The following is a 23916-nucleotide window of genomic DNA, read 5'->3' as shown; positions in this document are numbered from 1 at the left end:
AGAGGCAATTACAGGAGTTCCCATGTTTCGTACCCTTTCCGCCGCCCTTATCGCCCTGTCATTTGCACCCGTTGTATCGGCCGAGGGGGTGGCGTTCGATAAATCATGGTCCACCCAGCGGTTCTCGCTGTTTTCGTCGAATAAATACGGGTTTAAAGGGCGGGAGATGACCATCGCTTCGGATGGCTCGGTATCGCTGGCCTATACCCGTGTGGCAGAACCGCTTTGGGGGGCACGATCGGCCAAATGGTCATGGGCCGTCAGCCAATCGGTGCCAGCCACGGATCTGGCGAAAAAAGGCGGGGATGATCGCAATGCCTCGCTCTATTTCGTGTTCTTGCCCGAGGCAGAGGCAAAAGCATTGGGCGCCAAGGCCGATGTGCGCAAACTTCTGACCAGTCAGTCGGCGCGGGTTCTGGTCTATTCATGGGGGGATGACCGTGGGCGCGGAACGGTTTTGCCCAGCCCCTATCTGGGCAGTCGCGGCAAGACCATTTTGCTGCGTGCGGCGGGGACAGGCAGTCATGCCGAACAGGTCAATCTGGCCGCCGATTACAAACGCGCCTTTGGCGGGCAGGCGGGGGCCTTGGTCGGGCTGGCAGTTTCAGCAGATTCGGATGATACCAAAAGCCGCATCCGCGCCAGCATCACGGGGCTTTCGCTGAACTGAGCTGGATCAGGGCAACGCCTGCGATCATCAGGATGATCCCCGCCCCACGGGCAAGGGTCATTGGCTTGATGATTGCGCCGAACATTCCGAAATGATCGATCAGTGCAGCCATGATCATCTGGCCGATCAGTACAAAGAAGATCGCATTGCCGACGCCGAACTTTGGCGCGACGGTGGTGATGGAAATCACATAAAAGGCCACGCAAAGCCCGGCCAGAAACAGGTGTTTGGGTTGTGTCGGCGCAAGGGCCAGTGGCCCCAGACCCTTGGACAGCAGCGAGGTAATCAAGGCCGCCGTGAAGGCCACCGTAAACAGGATCATCGCCGCCGCCGAGGGGCTGCCGATCCGCGCGCCCAATTGCGTGTTCAGCGCGGCAAGAAGCGGGATGCCGAAACCTGCGGCAAGCATGATCGCGCCGTAGCGCAGGGTCTCTGGGGTCATATCAGGGCCTTTGATGATTTCCGGTGCAGCTTAGCGCGGTTTGAAGATTGTGCGAGGGCTTTTTGATGGCGCCCCTTTCGCCGGTCTGCGTGGGCTGATAGGACGGGCGCTATGCTGAGTTATCAACACCATTACCATGCCGGAAACCCGGCCGATGTCCATAAACACGCGCTTTTGGCGTGGATGCTGGATTACCTCGTCCAAAAGGACAAGCCCCTCACCTATATCGAAACCCATTCGGGGCGGGGGCTTTATGATCTGGGCGATGAGGCGGCCTTGAAAACCGGCGAGGCGGAAAAAGGTGTTCAGGCACTGGAACACCATCTGCCCAAGGACCACCCCTACCGCCAGCGGCTCAATGAGGTGCGGTTCAAATACGGTGAGGCGGCCTATCCCGGATCGCCATTGATCGCCGCCATGACCCTGCGCGAGATGGATACGGTCCATCTGGCTGAGCTTCACCCCGGCGAGAACGCCGTTCTGGCCGAGCATCTGACCCAATGGGATGCCCATATCCGCCAACAGGACGGGTTCAAACTGGCGCAGGCGGTCTGCCCGCCGACCCCGCGGCGCGGGATGATGCTGGTTGATCCTTCCTATGAGGTGAAGGCCGAATATGACAGCATCCCCAAAGAGTTGACCAAGATTGCACGCAAATGGAATGTGGGCATTCTTGCGCTGTGGTATCCCATGCTGACCTCGGGGACACATGGGCCGATGCTGGCGCAACTGACCGATAGTTTTCCCGATGCGCTGCGCCATGAGGTGCGTTTCGCGCCCGTGCGTGACGGCCACCGGATGATCGGATCGGGGATGTTTATCATCAACCCGCCATACGGGCTGGCCGATCATGCCAAGACCGTGTCCAAGATTTTCCAACAGGAAGGATAGCCCCCATGGCCAAAGGATATTGGGTTGCCCATGTCGACGTGCATGACCCGCAGGCCTATGAGGCGTACCGCGCCGCCAATGCCGCAGCCTTTGCCAAATACGGCGCGCGGTTTTTGGTGCGCGGTGCGCCACAAACGCAGGTCGAGGGGGCCTGCCGTGCACGCACGGTGGTCATCGAGTTTCCAGACCTGCAAGCGGCGCATGATTGTTACAACAGCCCTGAATATCAGGCGGCCAAGGCGCTGCGCGATCCGGTCTCGACCGGTGATTGCCTGATTGTCGAAGGTTATGAAGGTGTCTAGTCCGGCTTGGGTGCAGTGGTCCAGAACCGCCAGAGCAACAGCGCCGCCGCCACGCTAAGCCCCACCGTCAACCCAAGCCACAGCCCCGGCCCGCCAAGCCCTAGGGGAAAGGCCAGCACATAGCTGACGGGGATACCGATCACCCAATAGCTCAGGGCGGCAAGCCACATCGGCACCTTGGTGTCTTGCATCCCGCGCAGGAACCCCAGCGCCATGACTTGCGTGGCATCAACCATCTGAAACAGCGCCGAAAGTGCCAGAAGCGTGGTGCCAAAGGCCACAATGGCGGCGCTCTGCGGGTTTGCGTTGTCCAGAAACAACGCGATGATCTGGGCGGGCAGTGTCAGGAACAGAACCACCATCGTCACGCCGAAACCAAGCGACATCATCAAGGCCACTTTGGCCCCGTTGCGCAAGCTTTGCGCGTTGTTTTGACCCATCGCGCGACCGACCCGCACGGTGGCGGCATTTGAAAGCCCCAGATGCACCATAAAGGCCAGCGCTGTGACCTCTAGCGCGATACCGTGGGCGGCCAGCTCCATCGTGCCGATCCAGCCCATCATGATTGCGGATGCCTGAAACAATCCGCCCTCGGCCAGACCCGTCAATCCAATGGGCCAGCCGATCCGGTAGACCTGCTGCATCGCCTGCCAATCGGGCCGCCAGAACCGCTGGAACAGGTTGAAACGTTTCAGTTCCGGCAGCCAATGCGCATAAAGGGCCAAGGCAACAAAGGTCACCGCTTGCGTGAAGACCGAGGCAATCGCCGCCCCCTTCACCCCCAGCTCAGGCGCGCCCCAATTGCCAAAGATCAAGGCGTAATTCACGCCCGCATTCATCACCACAGCCGCCACAGTGACCCATAGCACGACCTGGGTTTTTTCCAGTGCGGCAAGATAGCTTTTCAGGCTCATCACCAGCAGGGTCGGGATCATCCCCAGTCCGGCAATGCGCAAGTAAACCTGTGCCGTGGCCGAAACATCCGCCTTTTGCCCCAAGGCCAGCAAAAGCGACCCCGACCACCAGAACACCGGATAGCACAGCACCCCAAAGCCGATCGAGAGCCATAGCCCCATACGGGTGTCGCGGCGGACCTGTACCTCATCGCCGCGCCCGAGGGCCTGGGCCACCATCGGCATCACGGCCTGACCAAATCCCGCTCCGAGGATAAAGATGATAAAGAACAGCGAGGCCCCCAGCACCACCGAGGCCAGCTCCAGCACCCCGTACCAGCCCAGCATGACGGTATCGGTGACATGCAGCATCATCTGCGCCAGATGGCTGCCGACAAGGGGCAGGCCAAGCGTCAGTAGGGCGCGGGCATGTTGCGGTTTGCTTGTGTTGGATACACTGTTCATCCATGAGCATTAGCCGCACAAATGCAACCGGGCAAGAGTGCTTGCGCCTGCCCGGTCAAAAGAGGGATCACCCCGCGCGCCTGTGATCAGGGCTGCGCGTCGGCCCGACCATTGGCTTTTGCTTTTTTTGGCCGGACAATATCCAGCGGTGCAACTGTGGCCTCTTCCATATTGACGACCTGATCGGCCTTGCCCACGATCAAGGGATCGGGCTGGCCGACCACATCGACGTCCTTGCCGGGGTAATCGATGCTTGCCAGAAAATGCCGCATGCAGTTCAGGCGCGCGCGTTTTTTCTGGTTGGATTTGACCACGGTCCAAGGCGCATCTGCGGTATCGGTATAAAAGAACATCGCCTCCTTCGCTTCGGTGTAATCATCCCAACGGCCCAAGGACGCCTTATCGATCGGCGACAGCTTCCAACGCTTGAGGGGATCTGTCTCACGGCTTTTGAAACGCGCGCGCTGTTCCTCTTGGGTGACCGAGAACCAGTATTTGTAAAGCCGGATACCAGAGCGGACCAGCATTTGTTCCACCTGCGGGGCCTGACGCATGAATTCCAGATATTCCGACGGGTTACAAAAGCCCATGACCCGCTCTACGCCGGCACGATTGTACCACGAGCGGTCAAAGAAAACGATCTCGCCCCGTGTTGGCAGATGCTCGATATACCGTTGAAAGAACCACTGGCCGGTTTCACGCTCACCGGGTTTGGAGAGGGCCACAACACGTGCATAGCGCGGGTTCAGGTGTTCCATAAAGCGTTTGATGGTGCCGCCCTTACCGGCCGCATCGCGCCCTTCCATCAAGATCACAAATTTCTGTCCGGTCTCTTGGGCCCAGATCTGCACTTTCAGCAGTTCGGCCTGAAGTTCGGCTTTTTCGGCCTCATACGTCTTGCGCTTCATTTTGCGTTTGTAGGGGTATTTGCCTTGCTCGAACGTCATGCGCAGCGCCTCGGTGGTCGCGGGGGCCCGTTTTTCTACGCTTTTTGATTTGCGTGGCTTTTTCTGCTTGTCCGATTTCTTTGCTGTTTTCGCTGCCATGATGCCTCCATTCCACAGATGTAATTTCCAACAACTTCGCCCCGGCCGGATAGGTAAAAAGTAGCAGGAATACGGCATTTTAGCACATAGACAAACGGCCGCGCCTGATCGGTGTCAACGTCTTGTGTTCGGCTGGACGGGCCCTCAAACTCGCGGCCCCTGCGGCCCGAGCCTTGCGTGTGCGCGCCTCAGGTGGTCTAATCCGGCCTCAAACAAGCCTAATAAGAATCGAGCAGCACATGGCCAATGATCTTCTTTCTGCCGCACCGGAAACCTATGATGCCAATGACATCGAGGTGCTGGAGGGGCTGGAGCCTGTTCGCAAACGCCCCGGCATGTATATCGGCGGTACGGATGAGCGCGCGCTGCACCATCTGGTGGCCGAGGTGCTCGACAACTCCATGGATGAGGCGGTGGCAGGTCATGCCACGCGCATCGAGGTGGAGCTGCACGCGGATTACGCCATCACCATCCGCGACAACGGCCGCGGCATCCCGATTGATCCGCACCCCAAGTTCCCGGATAAATCCGCGCTGGAGGTTATCCTTTGTACCCTGCACGCGGGCGGCAAGTTTTCGGGCAAGGCCTATGAGACATCGGGCGGTTTGCACGGGGTAGGGGCGTCCGTGGTGAATGCGCTGTCCGATATCATGCGCGTCGAGGTCGCCCGCAACAAAGAGCTTTATGTGCAGGAATTTTCGCGGGGCATCCCGCAAGGGCCGGTGGAAAAGGTGGGCGCGGCCCCCAACCGGCGCGGCACCTCGGTGATGTTCCACCCCGATCCGCAAATCTTCGGCTCATTGCAGTTCAAGCCCGCGCGGCTGATGAAGATGGTCCGCTCCAAGGCCTATCTGTTTTCGGGGGTGGAGATCCGCTGGAAAACCGCCATTCCCGATGGCGATACACCGATGGAGGCGGTGTTTCACTTTCCCGGCGGGCTTGCCGATTATCTGGGCGAGAGCCTGACAGGGGCCACGACCTATGCCGATCGGCCTTTTGCGGGCAAGGTCAGCTTTCAGGAAAAATTCGGCCAGCCGGGCTCGGTGGAATGGGCGATCAACTGGACGCCGTCGCGCGACGGGTTCATCCAGTCCTATACCAATACCGTGCCCACCCCCGAGGGCGGCACGCATGAGGCGGGCTTTTGGACCGCGATCCTCAAGGGTATTCGTGCCTACGGCGATCTGGTGAAAAACCGCAAGGCAGAGCTGATCACCCGCGATGATATGATGACGGGCGGCTGTGCGCTGATATCGGTGTTCATCCGTGAGCCGCAGTTTGTGGGCCAGACCAAGGACCGTCTGGCGACCGAAGAGGCGGCCAAGCTGGTCGAAGGCTCGGTGCGGGACCATTTCGACAACTGGCTGGCCGCGGATACCAAATCAGCAGGGGCGATCCTAGATTTTCTTGTGCTGCGCGCCGAAGAGCGTCTGCGCCGTCGTCAGGAAAAGGAAACCGCCCGTAAATCGGCCACCAAAAAGCTGCGCCTGCCGGGCAAGCTGACCGATTGCACCGCTAAAAACCGCGAAGGCACGGAGCTGTTTATCGTGGAGGGGGACTCGGCCGGCGGCTCTGCCAAGGGCGCGCGCAACCGGGTCAATCAGGCGCTATTGCCACTCAAGGGCAAGATCCTGAACGTGCTGGGGGCGGCCTCGAACAAGCTGCATGACAACTCCGAGATCCGCGATATCTGTGAGGCCTTGGGCGTGCAGATGGGGACGAAATTCAAGGTCGACGATCTGCGCTATGACAAGATCATCATCATGACCGATGCCGATGTGGACGGTGCCCATATCGCGGCGCTGTTGATGACGTTCTTCTTTACCCAAATGCGCCCCTTGATTGACCAAGGTCACCTCTATCTGGCTTGCCCACCGCTTTATCGGCTGACGCAAGGGGCCAAGCGGCTTTATGTTTCCGATGATGCGGAAAAGGATTACTGGCTAGAAAAAGGCCTTGGCGGCAAGGGCAAGATCGACGTGCAACGCTTTAAGGGTCTGGGCGAGATGGACGCCAAAGACCTGAAAGAAACCACGATGCAGCCCGAAACCCGTAAACTGATCCGCGTGTCCATTGATGAGGACGAGCCGGGCGAAACCGGCGATCTGGTGGAACGCCTGATGGGTAAAAAGCCCGAGCTTCGGTTCCAGTATATCCAAGAAAACGCGCAGTTTGTGGAGGAGCTGGACGTTTGAGGGAGTCGGGATGTGTTAAATAATTATATCGAGCATTCTGATGAGAAGACGGCAAGAAAAGCACTTTTGACAGTTGCCCTCTTGACTTTTTTCATTGGAAATATGGAGTTCATTTCTGATGAACTCACCTTATTTGGCCTTACATTCAGAGTGAACCAGCCCAGACTGGTTTCCTTTGGTCAATTGGGGGCGTCGGTACTTTTGGTTGTTTTCGTGTAATGAAAAAATTAAGCGACGATAGGACAAAGCGAGCATTTTTTCTTAGAAATAGTCAGTTTTGGTCCATGCATGGGCATGTTGAAGGTGCTTTTGAAGATGACAGCCCTCAGGGGGATCTAGATGCAATCGAAAATGAGAAAAACTCCGCCCTTGCTCGCATTGAAGAAAGATACTCTCGCCTTACCTTTATTTTCTCTGCGTTAGGGCTATTCGCGGTTGACTTCGGACTTCCACTCGTCGTCGGGCTAATTGCTACGTTCAATCCTGCATTTGTAACAGGTCTGGCCGACTCCATCAGCTCTCTCTAAGCCGCCGGGTGAAGCGCCCTGAGTGGATTTATGGCTCAAGGCGCCGCGTACAACCTAAACCAGCCGAGACGCCTCTACCGCGGCACGAATAAAGTCGGCGAACAGCGGGTGGGGCGCGAAGGGTTTGGATTTCAGCTCGGGGTGGAATTGCACGCCGATGAACCACGGGTGGCCTTTGACCTCTACGATTTCGGGCAGACGACCGTCGGGCGAGATGCCGGAAAAGATCAAGCCCTTGGCCTCCAGCTGCTCGCGGTAGGTCATATCAACCTCATAGCGGTGACGGTGGCGTTCCTCGATTTTGGTGGTGCCATAGATCTCGGCCACTTTTGAGCCCGGTGTCAGCGTGGCATTATAGGCCCCCAAGCGCATTGACCCGCCCTTATCGTCGGTCACTTTGCGTTCGACGACATGGCTGCCCTGTACCCATTCCTTGAGGTGATAGATCACCGGTGTGAACCGTTTTGCGCCCGCCTCATGGTCGAATTCCTCGGAACCCGCGTTCTTGAGCCCAGCAAGGTTGCGGGCGGATTCGATCACGGCCATTTGCATGCCCAGACAAATCCCCAGATAGGGCACGCCACGGGTGCGGGCAAATTCAACCGCCTTGATCTTGCCTTCGGTGCCGCGCTCACCAAAGCCGCCGGGGACGAGGATCGCGTGATAGGGTTGCAGGTGCGGGGCAGGGTCTTCGCGCTCAAACAGCTCGCTATCAACCCAATCAACGCGTACACGGGTGCGGTTGGCCATGCCACCATGGGTAAGCGCTTCGGCGATGGATTTATAGGCGTCACCAAGCTGGGTGTATTTGCCGACGATGGCCACGCGCACTTCGCCTTCGGCGTTGGTCATGCGGTCCATCACATCTTCCCAGCGGCTCAGGTTGGGGCGCGGGGCAGGTGAGATGCCGAAGGCGTCCAGAACGGCTTGATCCAGCCCTTCGCGGTGATAGGCGAGGGGGGCCTCATAGATGGTTTTCAGATCATAGGCGGCGATAACCGATTCTTTGCGAACATTGCAGAACAAGGCAATCTTTTCGCGCTCTTTTTCCGGAATCGGATGTTCTGAGCGCAGCAACAGAACATCCGGCGCAAGACCGATGCTTTGCAGTTCCTTGACTGAATGCTGGGTTGGCTTGGTTTTCAACTCGCCGCTTGCGGCCAGATAGGGCAGAAGCGTCAGGTGAAGCAAAATACATTCGCCGGCCGGACGCTCATGGATAAACTGGCGGATCGCCTCAAAGAAAGGCAGACCCTCGATATCGCCCACGGTGCCGCCAATTTCACAGAGCATGAAATCAACCTCATCCGCACCGATGCGCAAATAGTCCTTGATCTCATTGGTGACGTGCGGGACGACTTGAATGGTCTTGCCCAGATAATCGCCGCGACGTTCCTTTTCCAGCACGTTGGAATAGATCCGCCCCGAAGAGACGCTATCGGTTTTGCGCGCGGGCACGCCGGTAAAACGCTCATAATGGCCAAGGTCAAGGTCGGTTTCCGCACCATCATCGGTCACAAAGACCTCACCATGTTCAAAGGGTGACATCGTGCCGGGGTCGACGTTCAGATAGGGGTCAAGCTTGCGCAGCCGCACCGAATAGCCGCGGGCCTGCAAAAGCGCGCCCAAAGCCGCCGAGGCAAGACCCTTGCCCAGAGAGGAGACAACACCGCCGGTGATGAAGATATAACGTGCCATGTGGTGAACCCCCGTGAAGAATTGGCCAATGCGATTCGGCGCCTCAGAATCGCACCATCACGGGAGACGAGAGATAACCGAAAAGAGGACGGACCGCAATAAGCCCGCAATATGATGAGGTGAACAATCGGGCAGCCCCAAATTATGGGGCCAACCCGTATACGGATTAATTACCGGTGGTGGTGCCGTCATCCGCACGTGGCGGCGTTAGCGGCGCATCGGCAGGCGCAGGAGGCAACAGATCTGTGCCCAAAGGTGCCTCGGGGACCACGGGCGCAGAGATCGTGCCGCCGAACTGATCGACAACGGATGTGCCGGTTGCCCCTTTGGCCGCAATCAGGGTCAGCGAGATGGAGGTAATGATAAAGCCGATCGCAAGCAGCCATGTCAGCTTGGTCAATGCGGTTGCTGCCGCACGGCCCGACATGGCACCGCCGCCGCCCCCGCCGCCCATGCCCAAGCCGCCCCCTTCGGAACGTTGCAGCAACACAACGCCAATCAGGCAAAGTGCAAGGATCAGGTGGATGGTAAGAACGACGTTTTCCATAGGACTTTCGGCTTTTCGCTGGGCTGACGCGTCTGTTTAGGCGGAACTCGGTCCGGGGGCAAGCCCTTCGCGGGCAAAGCCGTCCAATCTAGATATCGGCCAAATCATTTAGTGGTTTCCACCTGCGCGTAAGGCGGCTATACCCCAAGCGGTTTCACTTGGACCAATGCGTGAAGGGATCATTGAGAATGGCCAATGTCGTCGTAGTCGGCGCCCAATGGGGTGACGAAGGAAAAGGCAAGATTGTGGACTGGCTGTCGGAACGTGCCGATGTCATCGCACGGTTTCAGGGTGGGCATAACGCGGGCCATACGTTGGTCATCGACGGCAAGGTCTACAAGCTGTCGTTGCTGCCCTCGGGGATTGTGCGCGGTGGCAAGCTGTCTGTTATCGGCAATGGCGTGGTCCTTGACCCTTGGCACCTGATTACCGAGATCGAGAAGCTGCGTGCGCAGGGTGTTGAAATCACAACCGAAAACCTGATGATCGCGGAAAATGCGCCGCTTATCCTGCCGGTACATGGCGAATTGGACCGCGCGCGTGAAGATCAGACAGCCGTGGCCAAGATCGGCACCACCGGCCGCGGTATCGGTCCGGCCTATGAGGATAAAGTCGGTCGTCGAGCGATTCGTGTGGCCGATCTGGCAGATGATGCCACGCTGGAGTTGCGCGTTGACCGCATGTTGACCCACCATGACGCGCTGCGCCGCGGGCTGGGCCTTGAGCCGATTGACCGTGATGCGCTCTTGGCGCAACTGCGTGAGATCGCGCCGCAAGTGCTGCCCTATGCGCAACCTGTGTGGAAAGTTCTCAATGAGGCGCGCCGTGCAGGCAAACGGATTTTGTTCGAAGGGGCGCAAGGTGCGCTTTTGGATATCGATTTCGGTACCTATCCGTTCGTGACCTCCTCCAATGTGATTGCAGGGCAGGCCGCGACGGGTACGGGCCTTGGGCCAGGCGCGATTGATTTCGTGCTGGGAATCGTCAAGGCCTATACCACCCGCGTCGGCGAAGGCCCGTTCCCCGCCGAACTGGACGATGCCGATGGCACCCGTCTGGGCGAGCGCGGGCATGAGTTTGGCACCGTCACCGGGCGCAAGCGTCGTTGCGGCTGGTTCGACGCGGTTCTGGTGCGCCAGACCTGTGCAACCAGCGGTGTGACCGGTATTGCGCTGACCAAGCTGGATGTGATGGACGGCTTCCCGATCATCAAGATCTGTGTCGGCTATGAACTGGACGGCAAGCGGCTGGATTATCTGCCCACTGCCGCCGATCAACAGGCGCGCTGCACCCCGATCTATGAAGAGATGGAAGGCTGGACTGAAAACACCGCTGGCGCGCGCTCTTGGGCCGATCTTCCGGGGGCGGCGATCAAATATGTGCGCCGGATCGAAGAGTTGATCCAATGCCCGGTCGCTTTGCTTTCCACCAGCCCGGAGCGTGATGATACGATCCTTGTAACCGATCCCTTTGCGGATTGAGCGGGGGGAAGGGCGCGATGAAACTGTCATATAAAGCACGGCGGCGTTGGTCATTGGTCCTGCTACTTATAGGTCTGCCGCTTTATATCGCGGCGGCTCTGTTCGTGATTTCCCTGTTTGACCGGCCGCCCTTCTGGCTTGAACTCATCGTCTATGTATTCTTGGGGTTCTTGTGGATGCTGCCTTTCAAATTTGTCTTCCTCGGGGTGGGCAAGGCTGATCCGGACGCTTAGTAGCGGGTGCTGACCTGCAAATTTTGGGAATATGAACCCTAAAGTAATCCGCCGCGTTCCTCGCGGCGGATTTTTTATGGAAAATGCCGGAAAGCGGGCAGTGTTTTACACGTCAATACCCGCAATAAAAACACCCCGCCAGATAACTGGCGGGGTGTGAAGGATTACAGCTATGGCTCAAATCCCGTTAGGTGTTCAGGCCGTTTTGGCCAGATCGCGCAGCACATAGGCCAGAACGCCGCCATGTTCGACATATTCCTTCTCAATTGCCGTATCGATGCGGCATTTGATCTGGATGGTTTTGGTTGTGCCATCCGCATAGGTGACATGGCATGGAACGGTAGAGAGCGGTTTGAGGTCGCCTTCCAGCCCTTCGATGTCGATCACCTCATCGCCGGTAAGGGCAAGGGATTTGCGGGTGTCGCCATTGGTGAACTCAAACGGAATTACGCCCATACCAACGAGGTTGGAGCGGTGAATACGCTCAAAGGATTCGGCAACCACGGCCTTGACGCCAAGCAGCGCCGTCCCTTTTGCCGCCCAGTCACGGCTGGAGCCTGCACCGTATTCCGCACCACCAAAGATCACCAGCGGTGTGCCTGTCTCTTGATAGGCCATGGCCGCATCAAAGATAGAGGTCTGCGCCCCGTCGGGCCCTTTGGTGTAGCCACCCTCAACGCCGTCGAGCATTTCGTTCTTGATGCGGATATTGGCAAAGGTGCCGCGCATCATCACCTCGTGGTTCCCACGACGCGACCCGTAAGAGTTGAACTCTGCCGGTTTGATCTGGCGTTCCACAAGGTATTTCCCGGCAGGGGAGGTGTCTTTGAACGACCCCGCTGGCGAGATGTGGTCGGTGGTGATCATATCGCCCAAAAGGGCCAAGACACGCGCGCCTTTGATATCAGAAATAACGCCCGGATCCTTGGACATATTCTGGAAATAGGGCGGGTTCTGAATGTAGGTCGAAGTTGGAGGCCAGTCGTAGGTCTCAGAATCCGGCGTTTGCACGCCCTGCCACTTCTCATCACCCTTGAAGACATCGGCGTATTTCTTGAGGAACGCCTCGCGTGTCACAGTGCTTTCGACCAGCTCCGCAATCTCGGCGTTCGAGGGCCAGATGTCCTTGAGATAGACGGGGTTCCCATCCTGATCATTGCCAAGGCTGGCTTTGGTGATGTCGATATTCATATCACCGATCAGCGAGTAGGCGACAACCAGCGGTGGCGACGCAAGATAATTTGCGCGCACATCGGGGCTGATCCGGCCTTCAAAGTTGCGGTTGCCCGACAATACGGAGGTGGCGATCAGGTCATAATCGTTGATCGCTTTGGAAATCGCAGGGTCCAACGGGCCAGAGTTACCGATACAGGTCGTGCAACCATAGCCGACAAGGTTGAAGCCGATGGCATCAAGATCATCTTGCAGACCGGCGGCCTCAAGATATTCGGTCACAACCTGCGAACCGGGGGCCAGCGAGGTTTTTACCCAAGGCTTGCGATCCAGACCTTTGGCACGGGCTTTGCGCGCCACCAGACCGGCTGCGATCATCACATAGGGGTTGGAGGTGTTGGTACAAGAGGTGATGGACGCAATGACGATAGAGCCGTCATGCAGCTGGTAGTGCCCATCCTCGGTTTTCACGTAACCACGCTTGTGATCACCCTTGTCGCCGGGAATATCAACCGGCGCGGGCTGACCACCCTCATCTTCCCAGCGGCCCTTTTGTTTTTTATTGGCCTGCTTTTCGCTGCGCTGACCGGTCACATATTCGCCGAAGGTCTCTGCGGCTACGTCCAGTGCCACGAAATCCTGTGGCCGTTTTGGACCCGAGATTGCAGGCACGATGGTGCCCATATCCAGCTCCAGCGTGGAGGTATAGATCGGGTTGTAATCGGCATCGCGCCACATGCCGTTTGCCTTGGCATAGGCTTCTACCAACGCGATCCGGGCCTCGTCGCGGCCGGTGTTGCGAAGGTAGCGCAGGGTCTCATTATCGATCGGGAAGAAGCCGCAAGTCGCACCATATTCCGGTGCCATATTGGCGATGGTCGCACGGTCTGCCAGTGGCAAACGGTCAAGCCCGTCCCCATAAAATTCGACGAATTTGCTGACCACACCGTGCTGGCGCAGCATTTGCACAACCTTCAGCACAAGGTCAGTGGCGGTGGTGCCCTCAACCATCGTCCCTGTCAGTTTGAAGCCGACAACCTCGGGGATCAGCATTGAGACCGGCTGGCCCAGCATTGCGGCCTCAGCCTCAATCCCACCAGCGCCCCAACCCAGAACGGCCAGGCCGTTGACCATGGTGGTGTGGCTGTCGGTGCCGACCAATGTGTCTGGGTAAGCAACCTCTACACCGTCCTGATCCTTGTCGGTCCAGACGGTTTGCGACAGATACTCAAGGTTCACCTGATGGCAAATACCGGTGCCGGGCGGCACAACGCGGAAGTTGTTAAACGCATTCTGGCCCCATTTCAGGAAGGTATAGCGCTCCATGTTGCGTTCGTATTCGCGGTCCACGTTCATCTGGAATGCGCGCGGCGTGCCGAACTGGTCAATCATAACCGAGTGGTCAATGACAAGGTCAACAGGGGCCAATGGGTTGATTTGCTGGGCGTTTCCACCAAGACCAATGATGCCGTCGCGCATGGCGGCAAGATCCACCACGGCCGGAACACCGGTGAAATCCTGCATCAAGACGCGGGCAGGGCGGTAGGCGATTTCGCGCGGGTTTTTGCCGCCATTGTCAGCCCATGCGCCAAAGGCCTTGATATCGTCGACCGAGACGGTCTTGCCATCTTCAAAGCGCAACATGTTTTCCAGCACCACCTTGAGGCAGGCGGGCAGACGGGTGAAATCACCCAACCCGGCCTCTTGCGCGGCGGGGATGGAGTAATAGGCGATGGACGAACCACCGCTGGTAAGGGTACGGCGGGCTTTGGTGCTGTCATGTCCGACGGTTACGGTCATGTCTAACCTCCTGGCTGGGGCGTGAATATCGTGATCTTCCCTAACGGTAATGCCGACTATTGCAGCAAAAAACAAGGGAGTCGTGCCTTTGTATACAATTGTATGCCGGAAAACCAGCCCCAATTTTTAACCTAGCGTTACAAAGCGCAAATCTTGCATATTTGTAACGCTGCCTCGCAAAACCTTGATTGGCCCCATAGGGTATATGTGGCTAGATATGGGCTTGTACCAAGAGTGAGGCGTTGAAGAATGAGAAACAGGTTCATACCCGTATGCGCGGCCCTGCTGACCCTTGCGGCGCCAGCCTTTGCGCAAAGTGAAGATGCGGTTGTGGTGGAACTGTTTACCTCGCAAGGCTGTGCGTCTTGCCCGCCGGCAGATGCGATTATGGGGGAAATTGACGCGAGGGCTGGGGTAATCGCGCTATCGCTGCATGTGGATTATTGGGATTATCTGGGATGGAAGGACCGCTTTGCCAGCCCTCAGTTCACGGCCCGCCAGAAAGCATATGCGCGACATGCCCGCGAGAAGATGGTTTATACACCGCAAGTCGTGGTGCAAGGCCAGGCCAGGCTGATCGGCAATCGCGGTGCGGAGGTAGAGGCCGCTGTTCAGGCCCAGCTGGAGCGGGCGGGGCGCAATGGGCTGCATCTGGACCGTCAGGGAGATCGCGTCTTAATCACATCTGCGCCTGTCTTGAGTGTGGCGGGGCCGATACATGTCCAATTGGTGCGGTTTTCACCTTCGGAATCCGTCACTATCGAACGTGGAGAAAATGCAGGCAAGACGGTTACCTATCACAATGTCGTAAAATCCTGGCAACATCTGACGGATTGGAACGGCACCAGCCCCCTGTCGATTGAGGCGGCTGCACCGGGGGCTGCGCCCTTGGCGGTGATCCTGCAAGCCGTTGGCCCGGCTGAGATCTTGAGCGCGGATGTCTTGCGCTAGGCCTTATTTCCAGCGGCGGTGGATCCAGAACCATTGATCCATGTGCTGTCGCACAAGTTTTTCCAGTGAATCGTTCAAGGCTTGGGTCATTTCGGTCGGGGTGCTATGCGGGATCGGGGGTTCGATGATAATATCGAAATCGAGGCCACGGCGCACGGCATAGGTTGGCACCACCAGCGCGTCATATTTCAGGGCCAGATCTGCCGCCGAAAGGGCCGTCATCGCGGGTTGCCCCATAAACGAAAGCGGCTCGCCGCTGCTGATTTTCTGATCCATCAGCAGACCCAGCATGCCGCCACCCCGTAAGAAGCGCACCATATCGGCCAGCCCGGCACGGCCACGCGGGAAAACGGGCGTGCCAATGCGCGAAATCGCCTTGACGTAATGGGCGTTGAAATCGGGATCGCCCATCGGACGGTAGAGCGCGCCAACATTATAACCGCGCGCGATCAGGGCGGCGCGGCTCGCGTCATAATTGCCAAAATGCCCGGTGACCAGAATGACGGGCCGACCGGCTGCATGGGCCTCATCCAATGCGGCCAAACCCTCACCCTGCAACGGCTCGGCGGTGGCGCGTTCAATAAATTCCTTGCCGGAGTAAATCTCGATGAGAGTGCGACCCACATTACGCGGCACCTCGCGCATCAACCGCCTGACCTCTGCTTGTGGAAGATCGGGCATCACCAAGGCCAGATTGTCGCGCACCCGTTTATCATACCCTGCGATAGGGCCGACGATATAAGCCATGACCCAGCCACAAAGCGGCACGCGCCAACGGTAGGGCAAGGCCAGTAGAAGGTTGATCAATCCGCGTATGAACAGATTGCGAAACCGTTCTGTCCGGCTTTTCTTCACAGTGGTTTTGGTCATGGAGCCGTCCAGTTCATGTGCCGATCCAAGCAGGTTTTATGCAGCCCTACATAAGGCCCTGCACCTATGACCACAAGCGCCGCAGATACCTGAAATGAGGGCGCTTGCCTGTCTGGAGATCGTGCCCGCCTGAGGTTCACACCTCACGTGTTGGACCATGCCGGGCTATTCATCGTCCTGAATAAGGGCCAGTTCACCAGCGCTTTCCAACCTGCGGATGGCGGCAATAACCTCACCCTGTGCAGCTTCGCCATCCTTTTCGGTGACCTTGCCCCGTTCGCCGATTTCCTCGCGAAGCGTTTGCGCCATGCGTTGCGACATGTTGTTCAGAATAAATTCTGAGGTGGGGGCCAGATCTTTTTTTGTTCCGGCAAAGGTCAGCGCGGTAATCAAAATATCCTGATCCAGCGCACGTGCGATTTTTGGCACATCGCGCGGGCTGATGCGGGCAGGGATATGGAAGAAGGTAAAAATCGCTTTGCGCACCTGCATGGCAAATTCTTCATCGTCCTGATCCAGTCCGGCCAGAACATCCTCGCGGACAAGCTGTGGGGTAAAGTTCAAAATGGCCCCGACACGTTCGACCGCCCCTGTATCAAAGGCGCGGGGGGGCTGGTTTTCGAGTTGCGCGGCAAGCGAAAGACCAATGCGGCGCACGGTTTCGGGGTCAACATTGACCGTCTGGGACACAGCATAGGCAACACGGCGCGCACGCGCCCCTTCTAGCCGCCCCAAAAGCTCTGCCGCTTTGGGGACAACAAGCTTGGACAGCATGACGGCCGCAACCTCGATACTCTCTTCGGCGATTACGGGCAGCAGGCGGTCGACCTCCATCGCGGAAATCCGGTCCCAAGGGTCGGCGCGTGAGGACGCCCCCGCAAGGCGGCGCAGCCTGTTGGCGGCAGTCGTAGAGATATGGCCATCCATGATCGAAAGCGCCCCCTCGATCCCGCCGGGAAAGGAGAGGCCAACCTCTTCCAACTCGGTCACGAATTCGATCACAACTGCGTTCAAGGTGTCGCGGTCGACCAGCCGCATCTTGCTCATCTGCTCGGTAAGGGCGGCCTGAGTATGTTCGGGCAAAGAAGATAGTGTAAGTGGTGCATCCTGTGCCACCAACAGCCTGACGATAACTGCTGCCTTTTCGCGGTTGGTCAGCGCCCGACGTGCGGCGCGGCGTTCACGGTTGGGGGGAAAAGCCTGTGTCGGGCTAATCTGTGCCAGTTCTGTCGACCCGTTTTCCATAGTGCCCTCAATATTCTATTGCTTGAGGCAAAGGTGGCAGATCGAAGTTAACACGGGCTTACACATATCCATCGTGAAGCCCGTGTCCTGTGCCGGTATCCCGACTTAACGCTTCAAGTTTTAGCCAAACACCCGGGCAAAGATCGTATCGACATGTTTGGTGTGATACCCCAGATCGAATTTCTCCTCGATCTCGGCGGGGATTAGGGCTGCTGTCACTTCGGGGTCTGCCAGAAGTTCGGTTTTGAAATCCGCCCCTTTTTCCCAGACCTTCATGGCGTTGCGCTGCACCAAACGGTAGCTGTCCTCACGCGATACACCTGCTTGTGTCAGGGCAAGCAGCACGCGCTGGCTCATCACGAGGCCGCGGAATTTGTTCATGTTGGCGAGCATGTTGTCGGGGTAGATCACCAGTTTCTCGATCAGGCCAGCAAGACGGTGCAGCGCGAAATCCAGCGTGATCGTGGTGTCGGGGCCAATCGCGCGTTCGACGCTGGAATGGCTGATGTCGCGCTCATGCCAAAGCGCCACATTTTCCAGCGCCGGAATGACCGACATCCGGACCAGTCGCGCCAGCCCTGTCAGGTTTTCCGACAAGACCGGATTGCGCTTGTGCGGCATCGCAGAGGAGCCCTTTTGACCGGGGGAGAAGAACTCTTCGGCCTCAAGCACCTCGGTGCGCTGCATATGGCGCACCTCGATGGCGATATTCTCGATCGACGATGCAATGACGCCGAGGGTTGCAAAGAACATCGCGTGGCGGTCGCGCGGGATAACCTGGGTGCTGATCGGTTCCGGCGTCAGGCCCATCATCTGGCAGACGTGCTCCTCAACCGAAGGGTCGATATTGGCAAATGTGCCGACAGCGCCCGACACGGCACCGGTGGCAATTTCCGCGCGGGCAAGGGCAAGGCGCGCCCGGCCACGATCCATCTCGGCATAAAAACGCGCAAAGGTCAGGCCCATGGTTGTGGGTTCTGCGTGAATCCCGTGGCTGCGACCGATGCGCACCGTATCCTTATGTTCCAGCGCGCGGGATTTCAGCGCGGCCAGCACCCGGTCCATCCCTGCCAAAAGCAGATCGGTCGCGCGCACCAGCTGTACGTTCAGCGTCGTATCCAACACGTCAGAGGAGGTCATGCCCTGATGCACAAAGCGCGCCTGATCGGAACCGATATGTTCGGCCAGATGGGTCAGAAAGGCGATGACATCATGTTTGGTGACGGCTTCGATCTCGTCGATGCGGGCCACATCAAAGGTCACGTCGCGCGCCTTCCAGACGGCCTCGGCGTTCTCTTTGGGGATCACACCAAGTGCGGCCTGTGCATCACAGGCATGGGCCTCGATCTCATACCATATCTTGAACTTTGTTTCCGGTGACCAGATGGCGACCATATCAGGTCGGGAGTAACGCGGGATCATGGGCAGGGCCTTTCTTGGGGCAGCAGGGAGTTGCGGCAAGGAATGGGGCTTTGCTTAGGCGTGTTGGCCTGCAAGGGCAAGACCGGCGCCGTCAGGTTTTGGGTTCATCCGTCTGTGGTCGGCACCTCGATGGTGATAATGGCGGCCTTGGCCTCTAATGTGCGGTGAACGGGGCATTTATCGGCAATCTCGATCAGCTTATCGCGTTGTGCGCTGTCCAGTGTGCCCGGTAGGGAAATATGACGGGTAAAGGTGTCGATCTTTGCCGATTTTTCACAATTATCGCAGTCTGTTGCGTGTCGTTTTTCATGTGATACATCAACTGAAACCCCCACCAGATCCCAGCCTTTGCGTCGGGCATACATGCGGATGGTCATCGCGGTGCAGGCCCCCAGACCGGCGGCGAGATACTGATAGGGCGATGGACCAAGGTCGGTGCCGCCAAAGGCTTCGGGCTCATCTGCCTTGAGGTGGTGACGGCCCAGATGCACATCTTGCAAAAAGCCGTTTGGATCAGCCTCTGTTACCCGTGTGATACCTTCGGGGGTCTCGCTGTCGTCGTCCTGCGGGTCCATATCCAGATAGCGTTCAGCCCATGTGGCGATGGTATTGGCGGCATAATCGGCATCCTCGGCGCGGGTCAGCAGGTGGTCGGCGCCGTCCAATGTGACAAAACTTTTGGGATGGCGGGCGGCGATGAACAGCGAGGACGCATTTTCAATGCCGACGATCGCGTCACGGGGGGCGTGGAGGATCAGCAGGGCGCGGCGCAAGTTGTGTAGATGCTCGGAAAGCGTAGCGCTGCGCAGATCGCGCAAAAAGCTGCGAGAGATGGTGAAATCACGCCCGCCGAGGGTTACGGGCGCCTCGCCATTTGTCTCTATATCATCTTCGGCATGGGCAAAGTGATGGGTCACATGCGAGGGGTCCGCAGGCGTGCCAATCACCGCCACCGCCTTGGATGAGGGGATCTGTGAAGCGGCCGCAATCACCGCAGCACCACCCAAGCTGTGCCCGATCAGCAAGCCGGGGGGCAGGCCTGCATCCGAAAGCGCCTGTGCCGCGGCGACCAGATCCTCGACATTGCCCGAGAAGCCGGAATTGGCGAACTCCCCATCCGAATGGCCCAATCCGGTAAAGTCAAAGCGTAACACGGCGATGCCCATGGCGGCCAAACGTCGACTGACACGGCGGGCCGCAAAGATATCCTTGCCGCAGGTAAAGCAATGCGCGAACAATGCAGTGGCGCGAACAGGGCCGGGTGGGCGCTCCAATCGCCCCACAAGGCTTTGCCCGTCTTTTCCGGTGAATTCGAATGGCGTGCTGGTCATGGCGAGCTCCCGTTAGCTTTTGGCCAAGTATCTGCGGTTTTCTTGCGAAGATGAAGCCCTTTGCCACCATCCTTGTATGAAATCGCGCCCTGCCGCCACTGGCCAATAAAAAGGCCACCCCGAAGGATGGCCTGATTTTCAGTGTGATATCTGCGCCTTAGCAGGAATAATACATCAGGTATTCAACGGGGTGTGGCGTGTGCTCATAGGCATAGACCTCTTCCCATTTCAGGGCCATGTAGCCATCCAGCTGATCCTTGGTGAAGACGTCACCGGCCAAGAGATAATCGTGATCCGCCTCCAACGCCTCCAGCGCCTCGCGCAGCGACCCGCAAACGGTGGGGATTGCGGCCAGCTCTTCTGGGGGCAGGTCATAAAGATCCTTGTCCGATGCAGGGCCGGGATCGATCTTGTTCTTGATGCCGTCAAGACCGGCCATCAACAGAGCGGCAAAGGCCAGATAGGGGTTCGCAGCCGGATCGGGGAAACGTGCCTCGACGCGTTTTGCCTTGGGGCTTTCGGTCCATGGAATACGCACGGCACCGGAGCGGTTGCGCGCGGAATAGGCACGCAGAACAGGGGCCTCAAAGCCGGGGATCAGGCGTTTATAGCTGTTGGTCGACGGGTTGGTCAACGCGTTGAGCGACTTTGCGTGCTTGAGGATACCCCCGATGAACCACAGGGCCTCTTGCGAAAGATCGGCATATTTGTCGCCTGCGAACAATGGCTTGCCATCTTTCCAGATCGACATGTTCACGTGCATACCCGACCCGTTGTCGCCCTTCATCGGCTTGGGCATGAAGGTCGCCGTTTTGCCGTAAGCGTGGGCCACATTGTGGATCACATATTTGTATTTCTGGATATTGTCGGCCTGTTCAACCAGCCCGCCAAAGATCATGCCCAGCTCGTGCTGGCAGGTCGCGACCTCATGGTGGTGCTTGTCGACCTTAATGCCCATACGTTTCATGGTGGACAGCATTTCGCCGCGGATATCCTGGGCCTCATCCACCGGGTTCACCGGGAAATAACCGCCCTTATGCGGTGCGCGGTGGCCAAGGTTGCCGCCCTCAAATTCCGCGTCGGTGTTCCAGGATGCAGCTTCTGCATCCAACTGGAACGCCACTTTTTGCGGCGTGACGGAATAGCGCACATCGTCAAAGAGGAAAAACTCGGCCTCTGGCCCGTAGTATGACGTGTCGCCAATGCCCGAGGCTTTCAGGTAGGCTTCGGCTTTGGTTGCGGTGCCGCGCGGATCGCGCGAATAGGCCTCACCCGTGTCCGGCTCGACCACGTTACAATGCACGCAGAGGGTTTTCTCGGCATAGAAGGGATCGATATAAACCGAATTCGGATCAAGGATCAGTTTCATGTCAGATTGGTCAATCGATTTCCAACCCGCGATGGAGGAGCCGTCGAACATGAAGCCTTCTTCAAAGAAGTCCTCATCTACAAGGTCGACATCCATCGTTACATGTTGCAACTTGCCCTTGGGGTCGGTGAAACGAACGTCGACATAGGCGACCTCTTCGTCCTTCATCAATTGCATCACATCTGCGACCGTTTTCATATGGTCAGTTCCTTATACTGTAACGTTGTTCTTAAAGCGCGTCGTCACCGGTTTCGCCGGTACGGATACGGATTGCCTGCTCAACCGGTGAAACAAAAATCTTGCCATCGCCAATTTTATCGGTGCGGGCGGCGGCGATAATTGCCTCAACAGCAGCATCGACCAGATCATCGGGCAATACGACCTCAATTTTCACTTTGGGCAAAAAATCCACGACATATTCGGCACCACGGTAGAGTTCGGTGTGACCTTTCTGGCGGCCAAAACCTTTGACTTCCGTGACGGAAAGCCCTTGTATGCCCGCCTCTTGCAGCGCTTCTTTTACTTCGTCGAGCTTGAAGGGCTTGATGATCGCTTCGATTTTCTTCATCGGCCGAATCCTTTGCGGGCAACTTTTGATCTGACACATGTTGACCATCTATTGTTCGTCGGAACAATTGAGAGGGCCGTTGGGCCGGCCCAAAAAGCCTGTCATTCAGCAGCTTCGCCTAAATTTTGTGCGATACGCTTGGTTGATGGGCAGGAAATGAACCCGAAAAGGATAAAACATGACCGAATTGCTGACCTCCGCCCAAATGCGCGCCATTGAACAGGCCGCTATTGCCTCTGGTTCGGTAACCGGATTGGAGCTGATGGAGCGGGCCGGGCGGGGCGTGGTGCAGGCGATACATGATGAATGGCCTGCGTTGCGCGTGCCGGCGCGGGCGGTGGTGCTGTGCGGGCCGGGGAATAATGGCGGTGACGGTTTCGTTGTGGCGCGCCTGTTGCAAGAGGCGGGCTGGTCGGTAGAGGTCTTTCTCTATGGCGATCCGGCCAATCTGCCGCCTGATGCGCGTGTGAATTTTGACCGGTGGTCGGGAAAGCTGCTCTTGGCTGAGACCCTTGCTGCGGCGCTTGACAGAGATGATCTTGCCTTGGTTGTCGATGCGCTTTTTGGTACCGGGCTGACACGACAAGCCCCCCGCCTGAAGCCGGTGGAGCAGTTGATGCAGCGCGGACGTCATGACGACAAAGCGTCCGGACCCACTATTGTCGCAATCGATATTCCTTCGGATCGTTGCAGTGATTCCGGTCGCGTGATCAAAGGTAATGTGCCGGATGTGGCGACCTATATGGCGCATCTTACGGTGACTTTTCACCGCGCAAAGCGAGGGCATTATCTTGGGGCTGCCCCGGCGCATTGTGGGCGGCTGAGGATTGTCGACATTGGGCTTTCAGGGGCGGGCGGCCCTGCTGTGACCGTTCTTGTCGAATCACCGCAAGATGATCCTGTGATTTTTCAGCAGATCAAGAAGTCGGGGCGGGCGCATAAGTTTTCCCATGGTCATGCGCTTGTCCTGTCGGGTGGCATTGCCTCGGGTGGGGCTGCACGGCTGGCGGCGCGGGCGGCCCTGCGAATGGGGGCGGGGTTGGTCACACTTGGCTGCCCGCCCTCTGCTTTGCTTGTAAATGCAGCACAGTTGAACGCGGTTATGGTAAAACCTGTCGCGGATGGCAGGGATCTGGAATGTATATTAAAGGACAAACGTATTACTGCATTATGTTTGGGACCGGGAATGGGCAGTGGGCCTGTACAGGTGAACCTTTTGGGGGTTGCTTTGACGGGGCAACGGCCCATGGTGCTGGATGCTGACGCGCTGACCTTGCTGGCCCAAGAACCACGATTATTCGGCTTGCTTCATCCGGCCTGCGTGTTGACGCCGCATGCCGGTGAATTTGCGCGGCTCTTTCCCGATATTGCGGCACGGCTGACAGCGTCGCCAACAAAAGGCCCGGCCTTTTCCAAAATAGATGCCTGCCAAGAGGCAGCGGCGCGCGCGGGGTGTACAGTGTTGTTCAAAGGACCGGATACGGTGATCGCGGCGCCAGATGGACGATGTGCGCTCAATGCGGCCTGTTACGACCGGGCGGCGCCCTGGCTGGCGACAGCGGGATCGGGTGATGTTCTGGCAGGGCTTGTCACTGGCCTCTTGGCGCGGGGCATGGGGCCTTTTGAGGCGGCCGGCATCGGCGCGTGGCTGCATGTTGAATGCGCAAACTACTTTGGGCCCGGCCTGATTGCAGAGGATTTGCCGGAAGTACTGCCTAAGGTATTTCATGCCCTAGAGGCGCGGCCAGCAGCGACTCCCGGATCAGGGCACTGCTTTCAATAAGGACGCCCCAAGGC

The 23916-nt window shown here is 58.0% G+C and carries 21 protein-coding genes; 9 read left to right on the top strand and 12 right to left on the bottom strand.

Annotation, left to right across the window (positions count from 1 at the left end):
* The first annotated feature begins 22 nt into the window (after positions 1 to 22).
* Entirely contained in the window at positions 23 to 670 is a 648-nt protein-coding gene (locus tag AKU94_RS03975; RefSeq protein WP_050526038.1) for a DUF3047 domain-containing protein, read from the top strand.
* On the opposite strand, the gene AKU94_RS03970 is transcribed toward AKU94_RS03975, so the two are convergent.
* Positions 648 to 1112: a DMT family transporter gene (locus tag AKU94_RS03970; protein ID WP_050526037.1), complete on the bottom strand. Its 465-nt coding sequence runs from the start codon at positions 1110 to 1112 to the stop codon at positions 648 to 650. The genes AKU94_RS03975 and AKU94_RS03970 overlap by 23 nt on opposite strands.
* A 111-nt stretch (positions 1113 to 1223) precedes the next feature.
* On the opposite strand from AKU94_RS03970, the gene rlmJ reads away from it, so the two are divergent.
* Together rlmJ and AKU94_RS03960 are read left to right on the top strand one after the other, a co-directional pair.
* Positions 1224 to 2003 (top strand): 23S rRNA (adenine(2030)-N(6))-methyltransferase RlmJ, encoded by a 780-nt coding sequence (gene rlmJ, locus AKU94_RS03965; protein ID WP_050526036.1) that lies wholly within the window; start codon positions 1224 to 1226, stop codon positions 2001 to 2003.
* 5 nt (positions 2004 to 2008) lie between these two features.
* Positions 2009 to 2305, top strand: coding sequence for a DUF1330 domain-containing protein (locus tag AKU94_RS03960; protein ID WP_050526035.1), 297 nt, complete (start codon positions 2009 to 2011; stop codon positions 2303 to 2305).
* On the opposite strand, the gene AKU94_RS03955 is transcribed toward AKU94_RS03960, so the two are convergent.
* Both AKU94_RS03955 and ppk2 read right to left on the bottom strand, forming a co-directional pair.
* A complete protein-coding gene (locus tag AKU94_RS03955; RefSeq protein ID WP_050526034.1) occupies positions 2302 to 3663 on the bottom strand; it encodes an MATE family efflux transporter in 1362 nt (453 codons plus the stop codon). The two genes, AKU94_RS03960 and AKU94_RS03955, sit on opposite strands and share 4 nt — an antisense overlap.
* A gap of 86 nt (positions 3664 to 3749) precedes the next feature.
* Positions 3750 to 4709 (bottom strand): polyphosphate kinase 2, encoded by a 960-nt coding sequence (ppk2, locus tag AKU94_RS03950; protein WP_050526033.1) that lies wholly within the window; start codon positions 4707 to 4709, stop codon positions 3750 to 3752.
* 239 nt (positions 4710 to 4948) lie between these two features.
* On the opposite strand from ppk2, the gene parE reads away from it, so the two are divergent.
* Positions 4949 to 6904 carry a DNA topoisomerase IV subunit B gene (gene parE, locus AKU94_RS03945; RefSeq protein ID WP_050526032.1) on the top strand — a complete coding sequence of 652 codons (1956 nt, stop codon included), beginning with the start codon at positions 4949 to 4951 and terminating at the stop codon, positions 6902 to 6904.
* Positions 6905 to 7122: 218 nt separating this feature from the next.
* Positions 7123 to 7431 carry a hypothetical protein gene (locus AKU94_RS03940; RefSeq protein ID WP_050526031.1) on the top strand — a complete coding sequence of 103 codons (309 nt, stop codon included), beginning with the start codon at positions 7123 to 7125 and terminating at the stop codon, positions 7429 to 7431.
* A 54-nt stretch (positions 7432 to 7485) separates the two neighbouring features.
* Here AKU94_RS03940 and AKU94_RS03935 read toward each other — a convergent pair whose 3' ends face one another.
* Positions 7486 to 9129 (bottom strand): CTP synthase, encoded by a 1644-nt coding sequence (locus AKU94_RS03935; RefSeq protein ID WP_050526030.1) that lies wholly within the window; start codon positions 9127 to 9129, stop codon positions 7486 to 7488.
* Positions 9130 to 9295: 166 nt separating this feature from the next.
* A complete protein-coding gene (gene secG / locus AKU94_RS03930) occupies positions 9296 to 9676 on the bottom strand; it encodes a preprotein translocase subunit SecG (protein ID WP_050526029.1) in 381 nt (126 codons plus the stop codon).
* A 188-nt stretch (positions 9677 to 9864) separates the two neighbouring features.
* Between secG and AKU94_RS03925 the strand changes: the two genes are divergently transcribed.
* Both AKU94_RS03925 and AKU94_RS03920 read left to right on the top strand, forming a co-directional pair.
* Entirely contained in the window at positions 9865 to 11157 is a 1293-nt protein-coding gene (locus tag AKU94_RS03925; RefSeq protein ID WP_050526028.1) for an adenylosuccinate synthase, read from the top strand.
* 17 nt (positions 11158 to 11174) lie between these two features.
* Positions 11175 to 11390, top strand: coding sequence for a DUF2842 domain-containing protein (locus AKU94_RS03920; RefSeq protein WP_050526027.1), 216 nt, complete (start codon positions 11175 to 11177; stop codon positions 11388 to 11390).
* Positions 11391 to 11585: 195 nt separating this feature from the next.
* Here AKU94_RS03920 and acnA read toward each other — a convergent pair whose 3' ends face one another.
* A complete protein-coding gene (gene acnA / locus AKU94_RS03915; RefSeq protein WP_050526026.1) occupies positions 11586 to 14363 on the bottom strand; it encodes an aconitate hydratase AcnA in 2778 nt (925 codons plus the stop codon).
* A gap of 249 nt (positions 14364 to 14612) precedes the next feature.
* On the opposite strand from acnA, the gene AKU94_RS03910 reads away from it, so the two are divergent.
* The gene (locus AKU94_RS03910) at positions 14613 to 15314 is read left to right on the top strand and encodes a DUF1223 domain-containing protein (RefSeq protein WP_050526025.1); all 702 of its coding nucleotides are present in this window, start codon (positions 14613 to 14615) and stop codon (positions 15312 to 15314) included.
* Positions 15315 to 15317: 3 nt separating this feature from the next.
* Here AKU94_RS03910 and AKU94_RS03905 read toward each other — a convergent pair whose 3' ends face one another.
* The 6 genes from AKU94_RS03905 to AKU94_RS03880 all read right to left on the bottom strand — a co-directional run bounded on the left by AKU94_RS03905 (position 15318) and on the right by AKU94_RS03880 (position 22119).
* Positions 15318 to 16184 carry a lysophospholipid acyltransferase family protein gene (locus tag AKU94_RS03905; protein ID WP_050526024.1) on the bottom strand — a complete coding sequence of 289 codons (867 nt, stop codon included), beginning with the start codon at positions 16182 to 16184 and terminating at the stop codon, positions 15318 to 15320.
* A gap of 165 nt (positions 16185 to 16349) precedes the next feature.
* Positions 16350 to 17429 (bottom strand): flagellar motor switch protein FliG, encoded by a 1080-nt coding sequence (locus tag AKU94_RS03900; RefSeq protein WP_083444917.1) that lies wholly within the window; start codon positions 17427 to 17429, stop codon positions 16350 to 16352.
* Positions 17430 to 17549: 120 nt separating this feature from the next.
* Positions 17550 to 18851 carry an adenylosuccinate lyase gene (purB, locus tag AKU94_RS03895; RefSeq protein WP_050526023.1) on the bottom strand — a complete coding sequence of 434 codons (1302 nt, stop codon included), beginning with the start codon at positions 18849 to 18851 and terminating at the stop codon, positions 17550 to 17552.
* A gap of 104 nt (positions 18852 to 18955) precedes the next feature.
* A complete protein-coding gene (locus tag AKU94_RS03890; RefSeq protein ID WP_050526022.1) occupies positions 18956 to 20182 on the bottom strand; it encodes a bifunctional alpha/beta hydrolase/OsmC family protein in 1227 nt (408 codons plus the stop codon).
* A 157-nt stretch (positions 20183 to 20339) separates the two neighbouring features.
* Positions 20340 to 21749, bottom strand: a complete 1410-nt coding sequence (gene glnA, locus AKU94_RS03885) for a type I glutamate--ammonia ligase (protein ID WP_050526021.1) — start codon at positions 21747 to 21749, stop codon at positions 20340 to 20342.
* 31 nt (positions 21750 to 21780) lie between these two features.
* Positions 21781 to 22119 carry a P-II family nitrogen regulator gene (locus AKU94_RS03880; protein ID WP_050526020.1) on the bottom strand — a complete coding sequence of 113 codons (339 nt, stop codon included), beginning with the start codon at positions 22117 to 22119 and terminating at the stop codon, positions 21781 to 21783.
* 178 nt (positions 22120 to 22297) lie between these two features.
* Here AKU94_RS03880 and AKU94_RS03875 point away from each other — a divergent pair, with 178 nt between their 5' ends.
* A complete protein-coding gene (locus AKU94_RS03875; RefSeq protein ID WP_050526019.1) occupies positions 22298 to 23902 on the top strand; it encodes a bifunctional ADP-dependent NAD(P)H-hydrate dehydratase/NAD(P)H-hydrate epimerase in 1605 nt (534 codons plus the stop codon).
* The last annotated feature ends 14 nt before the right edge of the window (positions 23903 to 23916 follow it).

This window comes from Pseudorhodobacter aquimaris, assembly GCF_001202025.1.
In the GTDB taxonomy this organism is placed as follows: domain Bacteria; phylum Pseudomonadota; class Alphaproteobacteria; order Rhodobacterales; family Rhodobacteraceae; genus Pseudorhodobacter; species Pseudorhodobacter aquimaris.
The sequence above is the reverse complement of the archived record's forward strand: the minus strand, read 5'-3'. Positions and strand labels throughout refer to the sequence as shown.